This window comes from Actinoplanes teichomyceticus ATCC 31121 (genome assembly GCF_003711105.1).
Taxonomy (GTDB): domain Bacteria; phylum Actinomycetota; class Actinomycetes; order Mycobacteriales; family Micromonosporaceae; genus Actinoplanes; species Actinoplanes teichomyceticus.
Genome location: NZ_CP023865.1, coordinates 5,677,989 through 5,695,657, shown reverse-complemented (window position 1 = coordinate 5,695,657; position 17,669 = coordinate 5,677,989). Strand labels below are relative to the sequence as shown.

Below are 17,669 nucleotides of genomic sequence, written 5' to 3'. Positions count from 1 at the left end.
GGCCCGCTCCAATTCCGGTGGAGCGGGCCCACCCTGGTCACGGCAGGACGGTGAAGGTGTACGTCTTGGCGCCGGTGCTGACGGTCGCGCCGTTGCTGGCCAGCCGGCCGGTCACCGCGAAGGTGGCGGTGTAGGTCCCGGGCCGGGTGAAGGCCCAGTTGGCGTGGGCGTGCAGGTTGCGGGCGACGGTGAGGCTGTCCGGCAGGCCGTCGCCGGAATCGAACAGCTTCGCCGGGGTGCCGGCCGAGACGGTGTAGACGCTGACCGCGCCGGGCCCGCTGACGCCGGTCAGCCGGAACGAGACGGTGTTGCCCTGCAGCACACCGCTCGGGATCTCCAGGGTGTTCCAGCCGGCCCAGATCAACCCGCTGGTGCTGGACTGGGGCAGCACCCAGGCGGTGGAGCCGGCCTCGCCGAGGAAGGACCAGGCGCTGCCGCCCGGGACGGTGACCTTCGCGGTCGCCGGGACCTGCAGGACCACGTCGGCGGGGTCCCGTTCGATCTCGGCGCCGCCGGTGCCGTCGTTGACCGACAGGGTCAGCGCGCCGGCGGTGTAGTCGACGTCGAGCACGTCGACGTGCCCGCTGGTGAGGGTGACCGGCGCCGCCTGGGCCGGGGTGGCGGCGGACACCGTGAGCGCGAGGGCGGCGGCGACCGCCGCGACGGCCCTCACGGCTGCACCACGAACCGGTAGACGACCGGCTCGGAGGTCACCGTCGCGCCGGTCGCGGCGAGCGTGGCGGTGGCCCGGGCCTGGACCAGGTAGACGCCGGCCCGCTGGAACGCCCAGCTGGCGTGCTGGTGCGTGCCCGCGGTGAGGGTGACCGCGTCCGGCCGGGCGTCGCCGCTGTCGACGAGCACGTGCGGGGCGCCGACCGCGTCCTCGGTGAAGACCGCGACCCGGCCGGATCCGGTGACCTTCTCGACCTTCAGGGTGACCGTGTCACCGGTGAAGACCCCGGGCTCGACCTCCTCGGCGGCCAGGCCCGGCCACAGCAGGTCCGGGTTCTGGATCTCCGGGAGGATCCAGACCGCGGATCCGGCGGCGCCCAGGAACCGGAACGCGGCGCTGTCCGGCACGGTGGTCCGGGCGGCCCTCTTCACCAGGAAGACCACGTCGTCGGCGTCGCGTTCGACGTCCGGCTCGACGCTCTCGTCGTGCACGCCGAGGGTGAGGGCGCCGTCCTCGTACGCCACGTCGGCGACGTCGACGTGGCCGGCGCCGAGCACCACCGGCGCGGTGTACGCCTGGGCCGGGGCGGCGCCGGCCACCAGGGCGGTGGCCAGGGCGCCGCTGCCCAGCAGCAGGCGGAGCGGTGTACGCAAGGGTTTCTCCTTCTGATCGAGCCGGCCCGGAGGAGCCGGCGCTCTGACGATAATGGTTTTCATTTCCATAAGGAAGATCTCATGTGGAGTGGTGACCCAGCTCCCTCCGGCGCCGCCGGGTCAGCGCCACCGTGATCGCGCCGGTGGTCAGCAGCAGCAGCCCGGCGGCCCCGACCGACATGACGTCGGCGCCGGTCCTGGCCAGGGCGCCGGCGCCGCCGACGGCATCGCCGTGGCCGGTTCCGGTGGTGCTGCCGCCGGTCCCGGTGGTGCCGCTGCCGGTCCCGGTGGTGCCGCTGCCGGTCCCGGTGGTGCCGCTGCCGGTGCCGTCGCCGACGGCGAAGGTCAGCGTCCTGGTGTCCGAGACGGTCTTCCCGGCCGTGGTGGTGGCGGTCATCTCGACGGTCAGCCGGTAGGTGCCGGCCCGGGTGAACGCCCAGTTGCCGTGCGCGTGGGTGTTCGGCGCGATGCTCAGCCGCTGCGGCAGGCTCCGCGCGGAGTCGAAGACGACCTGGGGGGTGCCGAACGAGCCGGTCAGGAACAGCTTGAAGGCGCCCGGACCGTCCACCGCGCGCAGCCGCCAGGTGACGTCGCCCCGGGTGCCGGCCACCATCGACGGGTGCTGGGTGTTCCAGCCGGGCCAGACGATGCCCGACTGCTGCGACTGCGGCAACAGGTAGACCGGGTCACCGGCTCGGCCGAGAAACGCGTACCCGGGCCCGGCCGGCACCTGGATCTTCGCTCGGTCGGTCACCCGGAGCACCACGTCGGCGAGGTCGCGCCAGGTCGCCGGGGTCGTCGAGTCGTCCCTGAGCCGGATGGTCAACCCGCTGCCGCTCAGGTGCGGGCCCATGTCGACGTGCCCGTCGGCGATCACCCGGCGCTCGGTCGCGGCCCTGCCGGTGGCGGCCCGGGCCGCGGCGGCGGGCCCGGGCGTCGCCGGGGCGGTGATGTCCGTGGCGGTGGCCACCGGGGCCCGGGCCGCGGCGGCTCGCGCCGGCGAAGGGCCGGCCACGGGCGTGCGGCTCGGCGCGGCCGGAACCGGCTCGGGCGGCGCCGTCCCGGGAACCTCGACGACGTACGTCGCCTCGTCCCGCAACGTCCGTGAGCCGGCGCGCACGGTCGCCCGCAGCGTCACCCGGTACTCGCCGACCGCGTCGAAGAGCCAGGCGAGCCCGCCGGTACGGCGTCCGGCCGGCAGCCGGGCGCTGGTCCGGCCGTCGCTGTCGAGCAGCAGACTCGGCCGCCCCCAGTTCGACAGGGTGTACGCGGCGAACGAGCCGGGACCGTCCACCGAGACCAGCTCCAGGGTGACCGCGCCGCCGGGCACCGCCGTCGTGTCGATCGCCGGCCGGCCGTGCCCGCTCTCCGCCAGCGCCCACACCGGCGTGCCGGGCGGGCCGAGGAACGCGAAGTCCGGGTCGTCGGGGACCCGGCCGGCCGGCTCGGCGTCACCGGTGAACCGCAGCCCCGCCGGGTCCGTGCCGGCGGCCCGGCCGGACTGGCGGAACCCGATACGCAGCCGGCCCGCGTGCACCGTCAGCGAGATGAGGTCCGCGCCGGCCACGTCCGGCCGCCGCGGGCCGGCGGACGCCGGGGCGCCGGCGGGCAGCGTGGCGATCAGCGATGCGGCGGCGGTCGCGACGGTCGCGCGCAGCCCGGGTCGGCGATGGCGTGTCATGAGATCCTCCGGTCCGTCGATGAGGGGGTGAGCCGGGCCTGCTCGCGCCCGCGCCGTTCGGCCGCGGCGAGCGCTTCGCGCAGCAACCGCCGGCGTCGGCGCCGGGCGAGCAGGACGGTCGCGACGATCGCCGCGACGGCGGCGAGCGCCACGATCTGCGGCCACGGGACCAGCCACACCGGACCGCGCCACCGCGCGGGCACGGGGGCCGGATCGATGGCGCGGCCGTCCGCGGTGACCGGCCGCACGGCGAGCTCCACCCGGTCACGCACCAGCGGCGGCACCGCGTCCAGGCGGATCGACGTACGCAGTGAGCCGCCCGGCAGGATCTCCGGCACCGCCGGGCCGGTCGTGCCGCGGCTCCCGAGGCCGAGCGGGCCGTGCACCCGGGCCGACGGCTGCCCGGCCAGGCGTACGTTGCCGGTGTTGCGGATCGTGAAGGTGGCCGTGAGCCGCGGCAGCCGCAGCGGGTTCCACGGCGTGGCGGTGCCGATCCGTACCTCCGTGATGGTCAGCGCCGGGCGCAGCGGCCCGGTGACCCGCAGGTGGACACGGGTGCCGACCCGGTGGTCGACGGTGACCCGACTGCCGTCGGCGCCCGTGCCCCCGGCGGCCAGCGAGGCGACCACCCCGGCGGCGTGGTCGCCCGGCGTGGCGTCGGCCGGGACGGCCAGGGTGAACGGGACGACAACCCGGGATGTCCCGGGCAGCGTGACGGTGCGGCGGGCGAGGGTGATCCAGCGGCCGGCGCCGGTCGGCGCGGTGCCCGCGGCGAGCAGGTCGAAGCCGCCGGCCGGGGTGGTGAACGCGTCGCTGGCGTACAGGCGCAGGGTCAGCGGGCGCGTCGAGTGGTTGGTGACGGCGACGTGGTCGGTGACGGTCGCGCCGGGGTCCAGTTTGTAGTCCAGAGCCGGCCGGCCGTTCGGGCCCTCGGGGCCCGCGGGGGTGACCGACCAGGTCAGCGAGTCGTTGCCGGGAGCGGCCTGCGCGGGCACGGGCCCGAGGGCCGCGACGGCCAGCACGGCCGCGGCGATGCGGGTACGCATGAGGGGTTCTTCCGTCGGCCGGGTGTCGCGGGGCGGCGCGGCAGGGGTGGTGGCGCCGCCCCGCGACGTCATCAGATGGCGGTCAGGGTGAGGGTGCCGGTGTAGGTGCCGGCGTGCGTGTCGGTCGGCACGCTGAGCTTGAGCGCCGCGTCGAGCCGTGCGGTGCCCAGTCCCTTGCCGGGCGGAGCGGAGGCCAGCGCCGCGCTGTCGCCCAGCCCGGTCCCCGGCCGGCCGGCGACGTACGGGACGGCGACCGGCCCGGCCACCACGCCCTGCCCGGTGCCCTGCTCGACGACGGTGGGCGTCCAGCCGAGATAGCTGCCGGAAAAGGTCGTGCCGTCGTCGCTGCGGAACCCGCCGGTGATCTGGCCGGAGGCTGTCCAGCCCGGCCTGGCGGCGCGGGTGTCGGTCACCGTGACCGGATCGAGGGTTCCGTTGCTCTCCCACCGGTCACCGGTCGCGGACAGCGTGGCGGCCGGCAGCGTCACCGTACGGTCGGCGGGATCCACGCTGATCACGAGCGCGCCCTCGGCCGCGTTGATCGTCGCGGTCACCGACTTGGCCACGCCACTGCCCTCCTCGGGGAACGCCACCCACAGCGACACCGGCTCGCTGCTGGCCGCCACGGCCGTGCCGTCGTAGAGCTTGACCAGGTATTCCGTGCCGTTCAGCGCACGTGTCGCGGTGAAGCTGTACGACGCGCCGGTCTCGCCCTCGATCGGCGTGTAGCCGGCGTCGCCGGGCCGCTTGGCGAACCACTGGTATCTGGTCAGCGCTCCCCGCGGCGTCTGCACCGCCTGCAACGTCACCGTGTCGCCGGGCTGGTACTCGCCGTCGGCCATCCCGGACACGGCGAGGCTGACGCCGGTCCCGCCGCCCGGCCGGTCGCCGACGACGAACCGGTAGGCCACCGGGCCGGTGGAGACAGCGGCGCCGGTGGCCAGGGTGGCGTCCGCCTGGAACGTGAGGGTGTAGTCGCCCGGCGCGGAGAACACCCAACCGGCGTGCGCGTGGGTGTGCACCGGCACGTCGAGCCGGTCCGGCAGGCCGTCGCTGCTGCGGAACTTGACGTTCGGCGTGCCGAGTGAGTTGGTGTCGAACAGCGTCACGTCGCCGGGGCCGTCCACCCCGACCAGGCTGATCGCCACCCGGTCCCCGGCGAGGACGCCGGCGCCGAGGCCGGTGGTGTTCCACCCGGGCCACAGCAGCGCCTGGTCCTGGACCTGGGGCAGCATCCAGATCCGGCTGCCGGCCGGTCCGAGGAACGCGAAGCCGGGCAGGTCCGGCACGGCCGTCTCGGCGGCGGGCAGGACGTGGAACGTGACGTCGGCCGGGTCGCGTACCACCGAGGGGCTGACCGTGTCGTCCTTGACCTTCAGCTTCAGCGCGCCGCCCTCGTAACGCACGTCGACCGCGTCGGTGTGGCCCTTGGACAGCACCACCGCCTCCGCGGCCCGTGCGGGGGAGGCGGTGACCAGGGTGGCGGTGGCCAGGGTGAGACCGGCGACGGCGCACGCGATGCGTCTGTGGGGCCTCTGCACGAGCGTCTCCTTTCCGAGTGGCAGTTATTGAAAACGAATGTCGTTTTCGGATGGGGACGCTAGCACGACGTACGGATGAGCGGGACCCCGGCCGGGAACGCCGGGACCCCGGCCGGGAGCGCCGGGAAGCCGCGGCGGCGGTGCACCGCCCGGGCGCCTCGGGCTCAGCGGCGAAGACGGGTGCCTCGGGCTCTGCGGCGAAGACGGGTGCCCCCGGGCTCAGCGGCGAAGACGGGTGCCTCGGGCTCAGCGGCGAAGACGGGTGCCTCGGGCTCAGCGGCGGAGACGGGTGCCGGGGCAGGGGTGGGCCGGTCCGTGGTCGTGACGCGCCGCGCGGTCCGGCGGGCCGGTGGTGGAGGCCGGGGTGGGCCGGCGCGGGAGCCGAGCCGGTCGGCCCGTGCCGCCGGGACCGTCGGCGGCCGGCTACAGCGAATCTTCATGATCCGGCCGAGCCGGCCTCCAGGATCGCGGCCGAGGGTGAGGGAGTCCCCGGCGCGGTAACCGATGGAGGATCACTTGAGGCGCGACGTACGGATGTGGGCCCTGGTGAGCGTCATCGGGGTGCTCGGCGCCGCGGCCGGCTGCGCCGGCGGCGGATCCGGCCCGACCGCACACGACCATGCCGCCGCCCCGGCGACGCGCGAGCACGCCACCACGCACGACACGGCTGGTCACGACATGGCCGGTCACGACATGGCTGGTCACGACATGGCCGGTCACGACATGGCCGGGACGGGCGGGCACGACAGGGCGGCGGTGCCCGGCATGGCCGCCGGCGCTTCGGCGCCGACCGCCGGGCCGTCCCACGACATGCCGGGGACGCACGAGCACGACATGCCGGGCGCGCCGGCGGCAGGCAGCGGTCCCGTGCCCGCCGCCGGCCACGCGCACGACACGTCCGGAGCCGGCGGTCACGACCCGGTCGGTCCCGCCGCGGCCGGCCCGGGCACGCCCGCCACCACCCGATCGGCGGTGGTCGCCGTCTTCGCCGCGATCAACGCCGCGATCCTTCTCGCCGCCGCCGTCGTGCGGCGCCGCGACCGCCGTGCCCCCGAGACCCGCCGCCCGGCCGCCCGGGCCGCCTGAACCGGAAGCGCCCTCATGAGCCTGGACACCCCGCCCCGCCCGGCCCGGCCGCAGCCGGACCCGCCCCGGCCGCGCAACCTGCTGGACCGGCCGCTCGTCGCCCGCGCGCTGCGCAGCCGCTGGTACCCGGGCCTGTTCCAGTGGATCGCCGTCGCGGTCTTCGCTCTCGTCGTCTGGCAGCTGCTGGCCGGCCCGCAGACCGCGCACGACAACTTCGGCACCGCCCTGGTCTGGGTGCTGTGGTGGCCGCTGATCCCGATCGTCTTCGTCGCGGTGGGCCGGTTCTGGTGCGCGGTCTGTCCGTTCGGCAAGCTGTCCGATGTGGTGCAGCGCCTGGTGGGGGCGCAGCGCCCGGTTCCGCGGTTCTTGAAGCGGTACGGCATCTGGCTGATCGACGCCCAGTTCATCCTGATCACCTGGTCCGACCACATCTGGGGGATCGTCGAGTCCCCGTGGGGCACCGGAGTGCTGCTCCTGCTGCTGATCACCGCGGTGGTCGGGTCCGGGGCGTTCTTCCAGCGCCGCACGTTCTGCCGGTACCTGTGCTTCCTCGGCGGCATGTCCGGCAACTACGCCCAGGTCGGCGCGCTGGAGTTGCGGGCGAACACCGACATCTGCCGGACCTGCACGGCCCGGGCGGTGTGCTTCAACGGCGGCGACAAGGCCCCGGCCTGCCCGCTGTTCGAGTTTCCCCGCGCCATGGAGTCGTCGGCGAACTGCAACCTGTGCGCCAACTGCGTCAAGAACTGCCCGAACGACGCCATCCGGATCACTCCGCGCGCGCCCAGCCGGGAGCTCTGGTCGGTGCGCGACCCGAAGATCGAGGCGTCGTTCCTGGCCATGGCGATCATGGGGATCGTGCTGATCCAGAACCTGACCATGCTGCGGGTCTGGCAGGACGTGCTGGGCTGGATCGACCGGACCACCGGCATCACCAGCTACCCGGTCGTCTTCACGCTGGCCTTCGTCGTCGCGGTGGGCGCGCCGGTCACCGCGCTGTGGGCGGCGTCGGCCGTCGCCGCGCGCCGCAACGCCGAGAGCGTCGCCGCAAACTTCGCCCGGTTCGGGTACGCGCTGATCCCGCTGGACGTGGCCGGGCACATCGCGCACAACCTGTTCCACCTGCTGGCCGAGGGCGGGTCGGTGGTCCACACCGCCGTGGCCGCGTTCGGCGGGCCGCGTTCCGGCGGGTCGGCGGCCCTGCTCGGCGCCGGCGCCATCCAGGTGCTGCAGTACGCCGTCCTGGCCCTGGGCATCGCCGGCTCGGCCTACGCCGTCCACCGGATCGCCCGGGCACGGTGGGGCGCCGGCCCGGCGGCGCGGGGCACCGCGACCGCGTTCCTGACCGTCGTGGTGGTGTTCGCGGCCGCCAACCTGGCCCTGTTCGCCCTGCCGATGGCCATGCGGATGTGACCGGAGCCCCGCGTGTCCGCGTTCGCGCCGGCCGCGGCCGGGGTGCTCGATCCGCTGATCGCCGCGCCGCGATGGCGGTGGCTCGGTCCTCGTCGCCGACGGCCGCGGACCGCGCCGCTTCACCGCGATCGGTGGACACCGGCCACGGCGTGCGGCCCCGCCCGGACCGGTCCGGGCGGGGCCGCGACGGGGGCGGTCAGGGCCCGGCCGGCGGGCCGGTCGCCACCGCGGGCCGGGTGCCGGCCGGCGCCGACCTCCGGGTGGCGGATGTCGACGCGGCCGACGTCCGTGCCGCCGTCAGTTCAGCACGGCCGGCGCGTGGCTGACCACGTAGCGGGCGACGTCGCCGCCGAGCCGGATGCCGGCGAGGTCGGCGCCCCGGGTGTGGATGCCCGACCACACGCGCGCGTCGACGTTCTCCAGGCTGGGCTGGCGCCAGTCGGTGTAGGTGCGCTCCGCGTCCGGGGCGGTCGGGCTGCCGATCGTGTACGGCCGGCGGGCGCGGGGCCCGACCAGGCTGGTGAGTACGCGCTCGGCCGAACCGGAGTAGGTGTTGTGCCCGCTCGGGTAGTCCGGGTGGGCCGGGGTGGTGTGCAGCGGGAGCCACGTGGCGTCGCCCCCGGCCAGGATCGCGGTGACCGGCCGCCAGCGCTGATAGGCGTACTTGGCGTCGGACGTGGCGATCTGGGTGTCCACGGCGGCGACGTGGAACAGCGCCACGAGCCGGGTACGGTCCAGGACCGAGCCGGGGGACTGCTCGACGGCGGCACGCAGGATCGGGGTGTACAGCGTCAGCGAGGAGCCCAGCCAGAAGGTGGCCGTGTCGGTCTGCGCCTGGGTGCGCACCGTGCTGCTCGCCGAGCCGTACGCCCTGACCTCGGCCAGGTCGGCCGCGTAGCGCGCGGAGTCGAGCGCCGGGGGCGCGGGCGGACGGAACTGGTCGGCGGACCGCAGCACGAACGGGCGGGCGAGCCGGTTGCCGTACTGGGCGGCGGGGGCGAACTGCGGCGGTGTCGGCTGCCAGATGCCGGGCGCGCCGGCCGGCACCGGGAAGGCGACGTTCACCGAGGCGGGGTCGAGCCCGTCCCCGGTGCGCTCGGCGATCAGCCGCTGGGCGGCGGCGCGGCCGGCCGTCACCGCGTCCCGGACCGGTGGCCGGTCGGGCAGCGCCGCCAGCTCGGCGGCGAGCGTGGCGTCGGCCGCGGTCTGCTGGCCGGGAAGCAGGGTGACGAGGGTCTGGTGCACCGCGCCGGCCAGGGCGGCCCGCCGGCCGGTGGTCGAGGGGACGCCGGCCTGCGCGCGGGCGGCGGCCAGCCAGGCGATGGCCCAGGTGCGGTTGTTGGTGATCTGGGTGGGCGCGCCGCCGGCCGCGATGGCGGCAGCGGTGGTGTCGTACCAGGCCAGGACGGAGTCCGTGGTGACCGGCCGGGCTGCCGCCGGCGCGGCGGCGCCGAGCGTCGCGATGGTGACGGCGCTGAGCAGGGTGGCGCCGGCCCGCGAGCGGGCGGTGGCGAGGACAGGCATGGATGACCCCTTGAACCGATAGGATAACTAGGGCTATTGGAGCGTGCATCGGCGTGTTCTGCCGGTCAATAGCCGTGATGGGACTGTATCGAGTGTTTCCTCCCGGATCGCGCCGATGATCCGTCGCGTCCGGGTCGTCCGGCCGGTTCCGTCCGGCCCGGCCGACATGTCGGGCCCGATCCGTTCCGCCCTCCGCGCCGACCGCGCCGTCACGGTCCGTTCAAGGCTGCTTCACAAACCGGAAACGATGATGTTCAATCGGTGGGAGCGCTCCCAACGTCCTTGAAGGGGCACCCCATGCGCCGTCTCCTGCTCGCCGCCGTCGCCCTCGCCGTCACGATCGCCGGGCTGCCGCTCGCCGAACGCCCGGCGGTCGCCGCGGGCGCCTTCAACTACGGCGAGGCCCTGCAGAAATCGATGTTCTTCTACCAGGCGCAGATCGCCGGCGTGAAGCCGTCGTGGAGCCAGGTGTCGTGGCGCGGCGACGCGGCCGTCGACGACGGCGCCGACGTCGGGCGGGACCTCAGCGGCGGCTGGTTCGACGCCGGCGATCACGTGAAGTTCGGCTTCCCGATGGCGTTCACCACCACCATGCTCGCCTGGGGCGCGGTCGAGTACCGTGACGCGTACGCGTCGTCCGGGCAGCTGACCTCGCTGCTGAACAACCTCCGGGTGCCCAACGACTACTTCATCAAGGCGCACCCGTCGGCCAACGTGCTCTACGGGCAGGTCGGCCGGGGCGACGACGACCACAAGTGGTGGGGTCCGGCCGAGGTGATGCCGATGGCCCGCCCGGCGTACCGGATCGACGCCAGCTGCGGCGGCTCCGACCTGGCCGGGGAGACGGCGGCGGCGATGGCGGCCAGCTCCATCGTGTTCCGGCCCACCGATCCGGCGTACGCCGACCAGCTACTCACCCACGCGCGCCAGCTCTACACGTTCGCCGACACCGTGCGGAAGGCGTACAGCGACTGCATCACCGACGCGGCCGCGTACTACAAGTCCTGGAGCGGCTACCAGGACGAGCTGGTGTGGGGCGCGATCTGGCTGTACCGGGCGACCGGCGACACCGCGTACCTGAGCAAGGCGGAGAGCGAGTACGACGCGCTCGGCACCGAGCCGCAGACCTCGACCCGCTCCTACAAGTGGACCATCGCCTGGGACAACAAGCAGTTCGGCGCGTACGTGCTGCTGGCCAACCTGACCGGCAAGCAGAAGTACATCGACGACGCGAACCGCTGGCTGGACTGGTGGACCGTCGGGGTCAACGGCGAGAAGGTGCGCTACTCCCCGGGCGGCGAGGCGGTGCTGGACAGCTGGGGATCGCTGCGCTACGCCGCCAACACCGCGTTCGTGGCGCTGGTCTACAGCGACCACACCGCCGACGCCACGCGCAAGGCCCGCTACCACGACTTCGCCGTCCGGCAGATCGACTACGCGCTGGGCGACAACCCGCGCAGATCCAGCTACCTGGTCGGCTTCGGCGCCAACGCGCCGAAGAACCCGCATCACCGTACGGCGCACGGCTCCTGGTGGGACAACATGACCGTGCCCGCCGAGACCCGGCACGTGCTGTACGGCGCGCTGGTCGGCGGCCCGTCCGCGCCCGACGACGCCTACACCGACCAGCGCAGCGACTACGTGCGCAACGAGGTGGCCACCGACTACAACGCCGGCTTCACCTCGGCGGTCGCCCGGCTCCACCGGGAGTACGGCGGCAGCCCGCTGGCCGGTTTCCCGCAGCCGGAGAAGCCGGACCTGGACGAGATCACCGTGGAGACCACGGTGATGCAGGACGGGCCTCGGGACACCGCTCTCAAGGTGATGATCTACAACAGGTCGGCGTACCCGGCGCGGGCGCTGACCAGCGCGTCCTACCGGTACTACTTCCGCCGCGAGGGCACCGCGGCGATCCAGGTGACGCCCGGCTACACGCAGGGCTGCCCGGCGCCGTCGGCGGCCCGGCAGGTCTCCGGCGATCTGTGGTATGTCGAGGTGAACTGCGCCGGGCACCGGATCGCGCCGGCCGGTCAGTCGGCACACCGGATGGAGGTGCAGTTCAAGGTGGGCGTGGCCGACGGCGGCACGTGGGATGCGTCGAACGACCCGTCGTACCTGGCCGGGACCGCGGTCAACCGCAACGTCCCGCTGTACGAGGCCGGCAGGCTGATCTGGGGCCGCGAGCCGGACGCCGCCTCGCCGTCGCCGTCCACCTCGCCCAGCACGTCGCCCGACCCGTCCCCGTCGGCCTCGGTGTCGCCGTCGGTGTCGCCGTCGCCGTCGACGCCCACCGCCGGCTGCCGGGTGAGCTACACGACCAGCGACTGGGGCGGCGGCTTCACCGGGACGGTCACCGTCGCCAACACCGGCACCGCGCCCTGGACGTCGTGGAACCTGACCTTCACGTTCCCCGGCGGCCAGAAGATCGGGCAGGGCTGGTCGGCGACCTGGACCCAGACCGGCGCGCAGGTCACCGCGACCAGCCAGGCGTGGAACGGCGCGGTCGCGCCCGGCGGCTCGGCGAGCGCGGGCTTCAACGGCACCTACACCGGCGCCAACCAGCCGCCGACCGCCTTCACCCTCAACGGCATGACCTGCGCCCGGGCGTGACCGGTCACCGGCTCCGCGTACGCGCCGCTACGCCGGCGCGTACGCGGTGAGCACGTCGCGGTCGACCTGGTAGAGCCGGCCGCCGGTGACCACCACCGCACCGGCCAACGAACGCCCCACCGGTTCGCCGTCGGCCGCCTTCAGCACGGCGCCACCGGTGTACACCAGCCCGCCGGCCACGACCGGCTGCCGGGCGCCGGCCGGGAGCCGGGTGCTCCAGAGCCGCCTGCCGGTCGCGGCGTCGAGCGCCTCGACCGTACGGTCGTGGGCCCGGTAGACGCGGTCCCGGTCGGCCGCGAGCAGATCGTCGCGCCAGCCGGACCGGACGTCGGCGCCGGCCTCGATGGGCGTACGCCAGACGACCCGGCCGTCGGCGCGCGCGACGGCGGCCAGCGCGCCGGTGCCGTCGACGGCGTAGAAGCGGTCGGCGGCCGGGCCGGCGGCCTGGACGTACCAGGTCTGCTTCCGGGTCCAGAGGGTGCGGCCGGTCTCCACGTCGACGGCCGAGCTCTCGCCGGATGGCGTGTCGTCCGGGCCGAGCTGGAACACCAGCAGTGTTCCGCCGGCCGAGACCCCGGCGGTCCCGGCCCGCTCCCGGTACCACAGGCGTCGCCCGTCGAAGACGCGGTAGGCGGAGATGTCGGCGAAGCCGGACGCCGCGTCGTGCTGCGCGATCACCACGACGCCGCGGTCCACGACCGCCTGGTCGACACCGTCCAAGGGCAGGGTCCACCGCAGCTTGCCGTCCGCCCACACGGTCACCCGGCCGTGCGGGTTGCTCGTCGACTGGCAGTCGGTGCTGACCCCGACGAGCAGGTGATCGGAGAGGGCGAGCCGGGGAGCGAAGTTCTCCGACGGCTCGTCCCAGTCGAAGTCCCAGACCGCCTTGCCGGTCCCGGCCGCATAGGCGGCGACCCCGCGGTGGTCGGTGACGAAGGCGGTGCCGTCCCGCAGCACCGGGGCCGACGGCTTCGAGCAGGTCTCCGCGGTCGCCGGCCGCAGTCGCACCGACCATTTCCGGACCAGCCGCCCGATGCTGGTCGCGGTGATCGCGGACTCGTGCGGGTTGTGATAGCTGTCCCCGGCGTCGTACCCGGGATGCTCCCAGGCCGGCGGCGCCGGCGCCGCGGCGGCCGGGGCGGCTGCCGCGCCCACGGCGAGCAGCAGGGACAGGACGGCGGCGGGGGTACGAGCCGGCACGTGGGCCTCCGTTCGGGTGCGGACGCTCGTAACCTATGCATCCCGGTCGGGCGGGACGCCCTTTATGGGCGGGAACTGATACCGGCACCGCGGCCGGGCCGGTGCTCCGGACTCCGCCACGGCCGCTCACACGGCCGGACCCGGCCCGGCCGATCGCTCGGCGCGACCCGGCCCGCCGGTCACTCGGCGCGACCCGGCCCGCCGGTCACTGGGCCTGATCCGGGCCGCCGGTCACTCGCCCCGGAGGCGACCGGCGGGCCGGGTCGGGTGCGACTGCGGATGCTCCGGTGCGGCGGGCGGGGTGGCCTCGGGCGCCGGGTGCTCGCCGGGAAGGGTGAACCGGATCCGGGTGCCGCCGCCGGGGTTGTCGCTGGCGGTGATGGTACCGCCGTGGCGGGTGACGATCCGTTCGCAGATCGCCAGGCCCAGCCCGGTGCCCTGGTAGCCCTTGTGCGCGGCGGCGCGGTGGAACGACGTGAAGATGTGCGGCTGGTCCTCGGCCGGGATGCCGATCCCGCGGTCGGCGATCTGGACGGTCCACAGCCGGTCGTCGCGCCGGGTCGCGGAGATGTCGATCCGGGCGGGCTGCCCGGGCGCGGTGTACTTGAGGGCGTTGCCGATGAGGTTGTCGAACAGCTGCCGGACCATCCCGGGATCGGCCTGCACGACGGGCAGCGGGCCGGTGTAGATGTCGGGGAACGGGGCGCCGGTGTCGCCGCTGGTGCTGCGCAGGTGCGCGGTGCGTTCGGTGAGGACGGCGGCGACCACCGCGTTGAGGTCGACCGGCTGCGGGTCCAGCGCGGCGTCGCGGGCGGTGGCGTAGGCCAGCAGGTCCTCGATGAGGGTGCGCATCCGCTCCACGCTCGCGCGGATCCGGCCCAGCATGGGCCGCAGGTGTGCCGGGCCCGGCTCGTCGCCCAGCTCGTCGTCGAGGAGCTCGGCGTACCCGGCGATCGCGCTCAGCGGCGACTTGAGGTCGTGCGCGACGACGCCGGCGAACGCCCGCAGCTCGTTCTCCCGCTCGCGCAGCTCGGTGATGTCGTAGATGGAGGCCACCGCGCCGGTGATGTGTCCGTCGGCGTGTCGCAGCGGCCGGCTGTGGATCAGCGTCACGTGGGCGGAGCCGTCCGGGCCGTGGGCCACCACCTCCATCCGGTCGACCTGCTCGCCGCGCAGCGACCGCAGCAGGGGCAGCTCCGCCAGGGTGACCGGGGCGCCGTCGGGGTGCCGGAAGTCGAGGGCGGCGGCCCGCTCGGCGACGGTCGTCGGCCGGTCGGTGGTGGCGCCGGCGAGGCGGGCGGCGTGGTTGGCGTGCACGATCACCCCGTCGGTGTCGCAGGTGATCACCGTGGGTTCCAGCGCGTCCAGCACCTGCGTCAGGTAGGCCTGCTGGCTGGCCAGGTCGTCGCGGGTCTGGCGCAGCTCCATCTCGGTGGCCTGGCGCCAGGCGAGCTCCTGGCGCAGCGCCTCGGCGTTCGCCGCGAGCTGCGCCTGGGCGGCCTTGTGGTGGGTGATGTCATGGAAGACCGCGACGGCGCCGATGGCCCCGCCGCTGTCGAGCGGCCTCGCCGACACGCTGATCGTGACACCGTCGGGCTGCCCGGCGTTACGGATCACCATCTCCACCGCGGTGATGGACTCGCCGGCCAGCGCCCGGACCAGCGGCATCTCGGCGACCGGGAACGGGCTGGTCCCGTCGGGCCGGAACATGCCGTAGCGCTTCTGCCAGTTGGCCACGCCGCCGCGGTCGGAGTCGAGGCCGAGGATCGCCTTGGCGGCCGGGTTGTACAGGATGAACTCGCCGCGCTCGTCGACCACGCTGACGCCGTCGCTGATGCTGTTGAGCACCGCGTCCAGCAGATCGGCCTGCTTGCGGGCGGTGGTCTCGGCGGCAGCCAGCCCGGCGGTCGCGGCCACGATCTGCGCCTGGGCGCGCCGCCGGCCGGTGGCCAGCACGGCGACCAGGGCGGCCATCAGCAGGCTCAGGGCGGTCCCGCCGACGCCCACCGTGGCCGGCAGGTGGCTGTCGGCGCCGGGCAGGCGCTCGGCGCGTGCGGTGATGTGCAGCTGCCACCGGCGTTCGGCGACCGGGACGCTCAGGTCCCGGCGCAGGTCCCGCTCGCCCTCGACCGGCGCGGTGAGGGTCGCCACCGAGACCTGCTCCTGGTTGCTGTTGAAGGCGAGCAGGTGAATGTCCATCAGCTGCTGGGAGGCCCGCTGCAGAGTGGCCGCGGCGAAGCTCTGGCCGCGCAGCCCCATCAGCACCCACCCGCGGAACGTCCGGCCGCCGGGGCTGGCGGCCCGGCCGTACACCGGTGCGGCCAGGACGAACGACATCTGCCGGCGGTTCGCCGGCAGGTGCGCGTCGGCCAGCAGCTGGTACGCGTCCGACGCCGTCGGCTGGCCGCTGCGCCGCGCCTCGTTCAGCGCCGCGGTCGGCGCGCGCGCCTGCGAGAGGTCGATCCCGGCGCGTGGGGCGGGCGAGCCGTCCAGTGCGGTGGTGAACACCGAGAAGAGGTGCTCCGCGGCGGTCCCCACCGGGCGCAGGACCAGGCCGGTGGCGCCGCGGGCGCGCCAGGACGCCTGCACCGCCGGGATCCCGGACGCCGGGGTGGGCACGATGAACGCCACCGAGGTGACCCCGGCCAGCCCGGTCAAGGCCAGTGGCGCGGTGATGCCGGTGAACTTGTCCGCGGTCAGCTCGTTGAACGCCCCGGCGGCCGCGGCCGTGGTGCGCAGCGCATCGACGTAGCGGCCGCACTCGGCGGCGACCGCCTCCCGGGCCTGCCGCGCCTGCCGGTCCAGCTGCTGTTCGGCGGCCCGGTCCTGCTGCCGGGTCAGTGCCGTGGCGGCCCCGGCCGACAACGCGATGCCGGTCAGCGCGACGGCCGTGGTCAGACCGATCACCGTACGCGCACCGGAACCCCGTTCGGCCACCGCGATCGCCTCCCGCCGTCAGCCGGTCCCCACCGGATCTGATCGGCCGATCGGCCGCGAAGCTGACCCCACCGGGCGTGACGCGGCCCGGCGCCCGGGCGGGACGCCGGGCCAGCGCGGGTGACCGGGAGTGCGGTCACCCGCGGCGCGGTCAGCTCTGGATCTGCCGGGGTCCGCTGTCCCCCGAGCCGATGGCGATCTTGCGCGGCTTGGCCTTCGCGGAGACCGGGATGCGCAGGGTCAGCACGCCGTTGTCGTAGGTGGCCTCGAGGTTCTCGGTGTCCAGGGTGTCGCCGAGCAGCAGCTGCCGGCTGAACACGCCCATCGGCCGCTCGCTGATCACCGCCTCGGCGCCCTCCCTGGTCCGGCGCCGGCGTTCGGCCCGCACCTGCAGGATGTTGCGTTCGACGGTCAGGTCGATCGAGTCCGGGTCGACCCCGGGCAGGTCGAAGTACACGTAGAAGGTCTCACCGTCGCGCTCGGCGTCGACGTGCACCGCCGCCGGCCGGCTGGTGGTGCCGGTCATCTGCTCGAAGACGCGGTCGATGTCGCGGAACGGGTCGGTACGCAGAAGCATGGTCGTCCCCTCCTTCGGTGCTCCCTCACCAAAGCCTGAACGGTCCCGGGAAGCTCCCGGTGGTTGAGTGCCCTTGACTCAACTTACTTCTACCGTTACAACGAACGCTCCCCGCCGTCAAGCCGATCGCCGCGATTTCCTCCGGACGCGTGTCCGGCCGGCCCGTTCCCGTTCTCGCTGGTCGCCGGGGTGGCCGGCGACGGCGCGTACGCCCCGCAAGGCTGCGGCGACGCGGCCGGCCGGGTGGCGCCGGCGAGCCCCGTGGTGGCGTCCCCGACCCGGTGAGCGTGCCGGGTAGGGTCGGCGCATGGAACGCGGCGAGCTGTGGTGGGCCCAGATCGACGACAAGCGCCCCGTCGTCCTGCTGTCCGGTGGCGCGGGACCGGAGTTCCGGGCGGCGCAGATCGTCGCCCCGGCGACCCCCGCCGAGCGGCAGGGGTTCCTGCTGCTCTCCGGCGCGCAGGCGGTCGACGCGGCGGAGCGGGAGCGCATCATCGAGGCGGCCGGGCCGCACGCCCGGGCGATCGGCATCGAGGTCCGCTTCGGAGCGCGGGAGGGGCTCGCCGAGGACGGTGTCGTCCGCGTCGCGCTGCCCCGGGACGGGAAGATCTTCTGCACCTGGACAACGTCCGTCGGCGCGGAATATCTGATCGAGCGGATCGGGGTGCTCTCCCCGGCGAAACAGCGTGAGCTCGACGTCGCGATGCAGCTGTCCGGCGCCGAGTGAC

At 74.6% G+C, this 17,669-nt stretch carries 13 protein-coding genes; 4 read left to right on the top strand and 9 right to left on the bottom strand.

What is annotated here, in order from left to right; translation table 11 throughout:
• Window positions 1–37: 37 nt before the first annotated feature.
• The 5 genes from ACTEI_RS24960 to ACTEI_RS24940 form a co-directional block, all read right to left on the bottom strand.
• Window positions 38–673 carry a choice-of-anchor M domain-containing protein gene (locus tag ACTEI_RS24960; RefSeq protein WP_122979887.1) on the bottom strand — a complete coding sequence of 212 codons (636 nt, stop codon included), beginning with the start codon at window positions 671–673 and terminating at the stop codon, window positions 38–40.
• Entirely contained in the window at window positions 670–1,326 is a 657-nt protein-coding gene (locus tag ACTEI_RS24955) for a choice-of-anchor M domain-containing protein (RefSeq protein WP_122979886.1), read from the bottom strand. The genes ACTEI_RS24960 and ACTEI_RS24955 overlap by 4 nt, the downstream gene beginning before the upstream one ends.
• Before the next feature lie 79 nt (window positions 1,327–1,405).
• Window positions 1,406–3,007, bottom strand: coding sequence for a TIGR03773 family transporter-associated surface protein (locus ACTEI_RS24950; RefSeq protein ID WP_122979885.1), 1,602 nt, complete (start codon window positions 3,005–3,007; stop codon window positions 1,406–1,408).
• Window positions 3,004–4,053 carry a WxL protein peptidoglycan domain-containing protein gene (locus ACTEI_RS24945; RefSeq protein ID WP_122979884.1) on the bottom strand — a complete coding sequence of 350 codons (1,050 nt, stop codon included), beginning with the start codon at window positions 4,051–4,053 and terminating at the stop codon, window positions 3,004–3,006. The genes ACTEI_RS24950 and ACTEI_RS24945 overlap by 4 nt, the downstream gene beginning before the upstream one ends.
• Window positions 4,054–4,124: 71 nt before the next feature.
• Window positions 4,125–5,594 (bottom strand): choice-of-anchor M domain-containing protein, encoded by a 1,470-nt coding sequence (locus tag ACTEI_RS24940; RefSeq protein ID WP_122979883.1) that lies wholly within the window; start codon window positions 5,592–5,594, stop codon window positions 4,125–4,127.
• Window positions 5,595–6,110: 516 nt separating this feature from the next.
• Between ACTEI_RS24940 and ACTEI_RS24935 the strand changes: the two genes are divergently transcribed.
• Together ACTEI_RS24935 and ACTEI_RS24930 are read left to right on the top strand one after the other, a co-directional pair.
• Window positions 6,111–6,680, top strand: a complete 570-nt coding sequence (locus ACTEI_RS24935; RefSeq protein ID WP_145830932.1) for a hypothetical protein — start codon at window positions 6,111–6,113, stop codon at window positions 6,678–6,680.
• Between the two features lie 15 nt (window positions 6,681–6,695).
• The gene (locus ACTEI_RS24930; protein ID WP_122979881.1) at window positions 6,696–8,093 is read left to right on the top strand and encodes a 4Fe-4S binding protein; all 1,398 of its coding nucleotides are present in this window, start codon (window positions 6,696–6,698) and stop codon (window positions 8,091–8,093) included.
• A gap of 297 nt (window positions 8,094–8,390) precedes the next feature.
• Here ACTEI_RS24930 and ACTEI_RS39045 read toward each other — a convergent pair whose 3' ends face one another.
• A complete protein-coding gene (locus ACTEI_RS39045) occupies window positions 8,391–9,617 on the bottom strand; it encodes a vanadium-dependent haloperoxidase (RefSeq protein ID WP_122979879.1) in 1,227 nt (408 codons plus the stop codon).
• A 297-nt stretch (window positions 9,618–9,914) separates the two neighbouring features.
• Here ACTEI_RS39045 and ACTEI_RS24915 point away from each other — a divergent pair, with 297 nt between their 5' ends.
• A complete protein-coding gene (locus tag ACTEI_RS24915) occupies window positions 9,915–12,227 on the top strand; it encodes a glycoside hydrolase family 9 protein (RefSeq protein WP_122979878.1) in 2,313 nt (770 codons plus the stop codon).
• Window positions 12,228–12,254: 27 nt separating this feature from the next.
• Here ACTEI_RS24915 and ACTEI_RS24910 read toward each other — a convergent pair whose 3' ends face one another.
• The 3 genes from ACTEI_RS24910 to ACTEI_RS24900 all read right to left on the bottom strand — a co-directional run bounded on the left by ACTEI_RS24910 (window position 12,255) and on the right by ACTEI_RS24900 (window position 16,941).
• Window positions 12,255–13,427 carry an outer membrane protein assembly factor BamB family protein gene (locus ACTEI_RS24910; RefSeq protein WP_122979877.1) on the bottom strand — a complete coding sequence of 391 codons (1,173 nt, stop codon included), beginning with the start codon at window positions 13,425–13,427 and terminating at the stop codon, window positions 12,255–12,257.
• A 231-nt stretch (window positions 13,428–13,658) separates the two neighbouring features.
• Window positions 13,659–16,364: an ATP-binding protein gene (locus ACTEI_RS24905; protein ID WP_122979876.1), complete on the bottom strand. Its 2,706-nt coding sequence runs from the start codon at window positions 16,362–16,364 to the stop codon at window positions 13,659–13,661.
• A 151-nt stretch (window positions 16,365–16,515) separates the two neighbouring features.
• Window positions 16,516–16,941: an Hsp20/alpha crystallin family protein gene (locus ACTEI_RS24900; protein ID WP_122979875.1), complete on the bottom strand. Its 426-nt coding sequence runs from the start codon at window positions 16,939–16,941 to the stop codon at window positions 16,516–16,518.
• A 307-nt stretch (window positions 16,942–17,248) separates the two neighbouring features.
• On the opposite strand from ACTEI_RS24900, the gene ACTEI_RS24895 reads away from it, so the two are divergent.
• The gene (locus tag ACTEI_RS24895) at window positions 17,249–17,668 is read left to right on the top strand and encodes a hypothetical protein (protein ID WP_122979874.1); all 420 of its coding nucleotides are present in this window, start codon (window positions 17,249–17,251) and stop codon (window positions 17,666–17,668) included.
• Window position 17,669: the final 1 nt, after the last annotated feature.